This is a genomic window from Dietzia timorensis (genome assembly GCF_020742175.1).
In the GTDB taxonomy this organism is placed as follows: Bacteria; Actinomycetota; Actinomycetes; order Mycobacteriales; family Mycobacteriaceae; genus Dietzia; species Dietzia timorensis_A.
On the sequence record NZ_DYXM01000217.1, the window covers coordinates 1 to 5,030 of the forward strand.

Annotated in this window: 3 protein-coding genes; 1 reads left to right on the top strand and 2 read right to left on the bottom strand. The window is 70.1% G+C overall.

The features are described from left to right. A partial coding sequence (locus K8V11_RS11085; protein WP_303914058.1) for a beta-ketoacyl synthase N-terminal-like domain-containing protein occupies positions 1 to 3,389 on the bottom strand: 3,389 nt, incomplete at its 3' end. A 241-nt stretch (positions 3,390 to 3,630) separates the two neighbouring features. Beyond that, complete coding sequence (locus K8V11_RS11090; protein WP_303914061.1) at positions 3,631 to 4,323, bottom strand: TetR/AcrR family transcriptional regulator; 693 nt, start codon at positions 4,321 to 4,323, stop codon at positions 3,631 to 3,633. 121 nt (positions 4,324 to 4,444) lie between these two features. On the opposite strand from K8V11_RS11090, the gene K8V11_RS11095 reads away from it, so the two are divergent. After that, a partial coding sequence (locus K8V11_RS11095) for an NAD(P)H-binding protein (protein ID WP_303914064.1) occupies positions 4,445 to 5,030 on the top strand: 586 nt, incomplete at its 3' end.

Genomic DNA, 5,030 nt, shown 5'->3' on the forward strand with positions numbered 1-5,030 from the left:
GTCGCGCCGTGCGCGTGCACCTGGAGGCTCGCGCCGCCCGGGTGCGGGGTCAGGGTCGTGGTGACGACGCCAGACGGAGGAAGCACGCCGGGCCGGTTGATCGCGGTGATGTTCGCGCCGGGCGCGACGACGGCCGCGGCCAGCCCGATGAGCGCGTCGACGCTGGGCACGACGTGCGCCTGCACCTGCCAGGCGTGGCGCCCGTCGGGAAGCGCGACGTGCGCGCCCGGCATCGCGCCCTCGCTCGATCCGCCGCCGATGGTGACCTTCGGCCACAGGCGCTTGCGCTCGAAGCGGGTTCCCGGCACCGGTGCGTAGCCGCGCTCGGCGGGGATCGCGGCGGGGGGCGCGTCCGAGGCGGGCCCGAAGACCATGTCGACGACGGCGCCCATGTCGATGGGATGGCCGTGGACGTAGTGCGTGGCCAGCGCGGCGAGGAGCGAGTCGACCTCGGATTCCTTGCGCTTGAGGGTGTGCACGAGCGCGGGCTCGGTGAGGCCGGCGTCGAACACCGTAGCCAGCACGCTCATCCCCGCGACGGGGTTCGCGTTGAACTCGGCGAACGTCGTGTACCCGGCCTCGACGGCGGTGCGCACGGCCTGGGTGAACCACACCGAGTGCCGCATGCCCTTGACCCAGTAGTCGGTCGCGTGGACCGGCTCGTGGCCGGCCGGGTAGAAGGTTTCCTTGTCGACCGAGGAAAACAGGCCGACCTCGAGCGGGCGCGCGTCGAGGCCCGCGAGCTCTGCGGCGAGATCGCCGAGGAGCATGTCGGTGTCCGAGGTGTGGCCGGCGCCGCGCACCTGCAGCTGACGGGCGAACTTGCCCTGTTCCTCGACCCACGCGACGAATTCGGCGACGGGCTTGGCGCGTCCGCCGACCGTGGTGTGGGTCGGCGCCGCGTAGACGGCGGGCTCGATCGAGGCGAACTCCGGGTGCTCTTCGATGATCTTCGCGACGTCCTCGGCCGAGTATTCGACGAGTGCCATCGCGCCGGCGTCCTCGTCGGACACCGCCGACTCGGCCTCGCCCATGAGGCGCGAGCGCACGCAGATCACGCGGACGGCCTCCTCGAGCGGCAGGCCGCCCGAGGCGTACGCCGCGGCGACCTCACCCATCGAGTGGCCGATCACCGCGCCCGGGGTGACCCCGAGGTCGCGGAAGGTGTTGATGAGCGCGACCTGGATCGCGAAAATACCCACCTGCGAGTTCTCGACTTCGTAGGTCTGCGAGTCGTCGAGGACCATCTCCACGATCGAGTAGCCGGCCTCGAAATCGATGAGCTGGTCGACCTCGTCGAGGTGGCGGCGGAACATCGGGTTCGCCGAATACAGCTGCTTGGCCATCTTGCGGTGCTGGGCGCCGAAGCCCGAGAACACCCACACCGCCCCGCTGGAGGCCGGCGAATCGGCGGACAGCACGCCGGGCGCCTCGATGCCCTTGGCCAGAGCCCGCAGGCCCTCGATGAGCTCGGTGCGGGTGCGGGCGAGCACCGCGCCGCGCGAACGAGCGTGGTTGCGCCGCGCGAGCGTGCGGGACACCGCGGCGAGGTCGAGGTCGTCGCCCTGGGCTTCGAGCCAGTCGGCGAGCCGCGTCGCGGCCTTGCGGCGGCGCGAGGGAAGCGAACCGGACACTACGAAAATAGAGGCGGGCTCGGCGATGTCCTCGAAACGCGCGTTGGCGTCGGCCTTCATGGACTCGGCAATCGAGCCCGAGGCGGCGGACGGCGTGCCGGTTTCGGCATCTCCGCCGTCATCGGTAGAAGAGTCCCCACCGGCGGGCGCGTTGTACTCCGAGAGGACGACGTGAGCGTTGGTGCCGCCGAAGCCGAAGCCGGACACGCCTGCGATCGCGGCGCCCGAGTAGCGCGGCCACGCGGCCTTCTCGGACACGACCGACAGGCGCGCGGCGTCGAAGTCGATGTACGGGTTGGGGCCGGCGAAGTTGATGGTCGGCGGCAGCTCGTCGTGCTGCATGGAGAGCACGACCTTGAGCAGCCCGGCGGCGCCCGCTGCGGACTCGAGGTGGCCGAAGTTGGTCTTGGCCGAGCCGAGCAGCGTGGGCGCCTGGCCCGAGCGGCCGTTGCCGAGGACCGCGCCGAGCGCGTTCGCCTCGATCGGGTCCCCGAGGATCGTCCCCGTGCCGTGCGCCTCGACGTAATCGACCGTGGTCGGATCGATGCCGGCGTCGGCGTACGCGTTTGCGAGGACCTGCGCCTGCGCCTCTGGGTTCGGGGCGGTCATACCGTTGGAGCGCCCGTCGGAATTGACCGCCGAACCGTTGATGACGGCGAGGATCGGATCCCCGTCGCGCTCCGCATCGCCGCGGCGCTTGAGCACGAGGAGGCCGCCACCCTCGGCGCGGCAGATGCCGTCGGCGTCCGAGGAAAATGCCTTGATCCGCCCGTCCGGTGACAGAGCGGCGCCGGTCTTGGCGAAACCCATCGTCGCGGCGGGGGCGATCATCATGTTCACGCCACCGGCGACGGCGACGTCGGACTGCCCGGCGCGCAGCGACTGAACGGCCTCGTGCACCGCGACGAGCGCCGAGGAGCACGCGGTGTCGAGCGTGAGCGACGGCCCGCGGAAGTCGTAGGTATAGGACACGCGCCCGGAGATGATCGAGCTCTGCGAACCCGTCACCGCGTACGGGGTCGCGGCTTCGGAATCGGCGGCGATCATCGACTGGAAATCGGCGGAGGATGAGCCGACGAACACGCCGACCTGCTCGCCCTTGAGCTCGTTCGCGGGAATGTGCGCGTTCTCCAGCGCCTCCCACGTGAGCTCCAGCGCGAGGCGCTGCTGCGGGTCGACCATCTCGGCCTCGCGGGGGCTCATCCCGAAGAATTCGGCGTCGAAGTCCTTGACCTGGTCCTCGGAGAGCCAGCCAGCGCGGCTGGGCGCCTCGGACAAGATCTTCTGCACGTGGGCGTCGGCGGACCACTCCCGCCACCGCTCGGCGGGGCGCTCGGAGGTGCCGTCCTCGCCGGCGGCGAGCAGGTCCCACATGGACTGCGGGTCGTTTGCGCCGCCGGGGAAGCGCGCGGCGATGCCGACGATCGCGATCTCACGGTCTTCCGGCGCACCGGTCACGCCGACGGAGATCGAGGCGGCGACGGGCGCGGCGGTGTCCTCGGCGCCCGGCCCCTCGACGAGGTACTCGGCCAGCGTCGAGATCGACGGGTACTTGTAGGCGACGGTGGCGTCGAGCGTGCGCCCGAGCAGCTCCTCGAGCTCGCCGGACAGAGTCACCGCATCGCGGGAGGACAGGCCGTAGCTTTCGAGCGCGGAGTCGTCGTTGATGCTCGCGACGTCTTGGCCGGTCGCGTCGGCGACCCACTTGCGCAGCCAGTCGCGCACCTGTGCGACGGTCATCTCGTGCTCTGCCATTATGTGGCGGCCTCCAAACTTCCCCGTTGGGTGCGTGCATTCGGGCGGTGACCCGGCCGAACCGTCGTACTTCTCTCAATTTAGCCGCACGCGTTAAACGCGGCGCCCGGCACGGCGCGCCAAGCCTCGATACGGCCCCGAGTTTATCGTCTCGTAACCTTCCCGACGTTACCCTCTCCCCGACCTGCGGGGCACTTCCATACATGACGTCGGAGTCACGAAGAGTGTCTCGCCCCCACTTTCACTCGGCACCGAGAAGCGTGGACAGCGCGCGGACCTGAGCGGCGAACATCCCCTCGCGGATCGCGGCGTCCATGGGCCCCCATTGGCCGAACAGCTCCGCGGTGATCGCGCCGACGGTTCCCGACCACAGCGACGCCGCGACGACCATCGCGCCTGCAGGCAGCGAGGTGCCGAACTGCTCCTGCTCGGCAGCGAGAAATCCCTCGAGCCCCTCGTCGACCTCGAACCGGCGGCCGTGCCCCTCCCCCTCCGCCTGGCCCGCGATCTCCATGAACCGCGCGAGCACCCGCGTTCCGGGCTCGTTCGTCTGTTCGGACGGCGCGGCATAGCCGCGCACCGGGGTGCCGTAGAGCAGAGTCCACCTCTCGGGGTGCGCGGCCGCCCAGCGGCGCATCCGCCCGGCAACCTCGATATATCGCCGTTTCGCATTCTCGTCCGCCGCCGCCCCATCTCCGGCGTCCACGGCATCGCCGACGTCGTTATAGCAGTCCACGACCAGCATCGTGAGCAACTCGTCGCGGCTCTTCACGTACCGGTACACCGCCGAGGACACGACTCCGATCTCGCGGGAGACCTCGCGCAGGCTCAGCGCCTCGACGCCGTCACGGTCGAGCTGAGCCCGGCCGGCCTCGAGGATGCGCCGCATCGTCTCCTCGCGCGCCGCCGCGCGCTTCCCTACCTTCTCGACCACCGGCAACACCACCTTCCAAAATAGAGAGCACTGCTCTTGAAATTTAGCAGAGTCGGGTGTTTACTCGAATTCAGAGAGCACCGCTCTCGTTTCTCCTCCCAATCGATCGGAGCCGCTCATCATGCATTACCTCGTCATCGGAGAAGGCCAGATCGGCCGCGAAATCGTTTCCGCCGCGCTGGAGCGCGGCGACACCGTCACAATCTTCCGGCGCTCGGCCGTCGACGAATCAGCGAGCCGCGCACGCTGCGGTACCGGCGCCGAGGCGATCACGCGCATCGCCGGGGACGTCGCGGACGCCGACGCGGTGGCCGGCGCCGCAGCATCGGCCGACGCGATCCTCGCGTGCTTCCACACCGACTATGACTCCCGCGCCTGGCGCCGCGATCTTCCCGGGCGCGAGCGTTCCGTGCTCGACGCAGCGGCTCGGGTCGGCATCCCCGTCGTGTTTCCGGAGTCGATGTACGGGTTCATCGGGGAGGCCGAAAATCTTCGCGAGGGCGCGGAGTTCAGTCCGCGAGAGGAAAAGGGCCGCATCCGGCAGGAGCTCATCGAGGCCCGCAGAGCACACCCGGCGCGCACGGTCAGCGTCGTCGCCTCGGACCTCATCGGCCCGACGGGAATGACGGGCGGCGCGGCTGTCGCCTGCGCGACGGTGCTCCAACCTCTCGCCGCCGACTCGCGCCCGTTCATTCCGGGCGACCCGA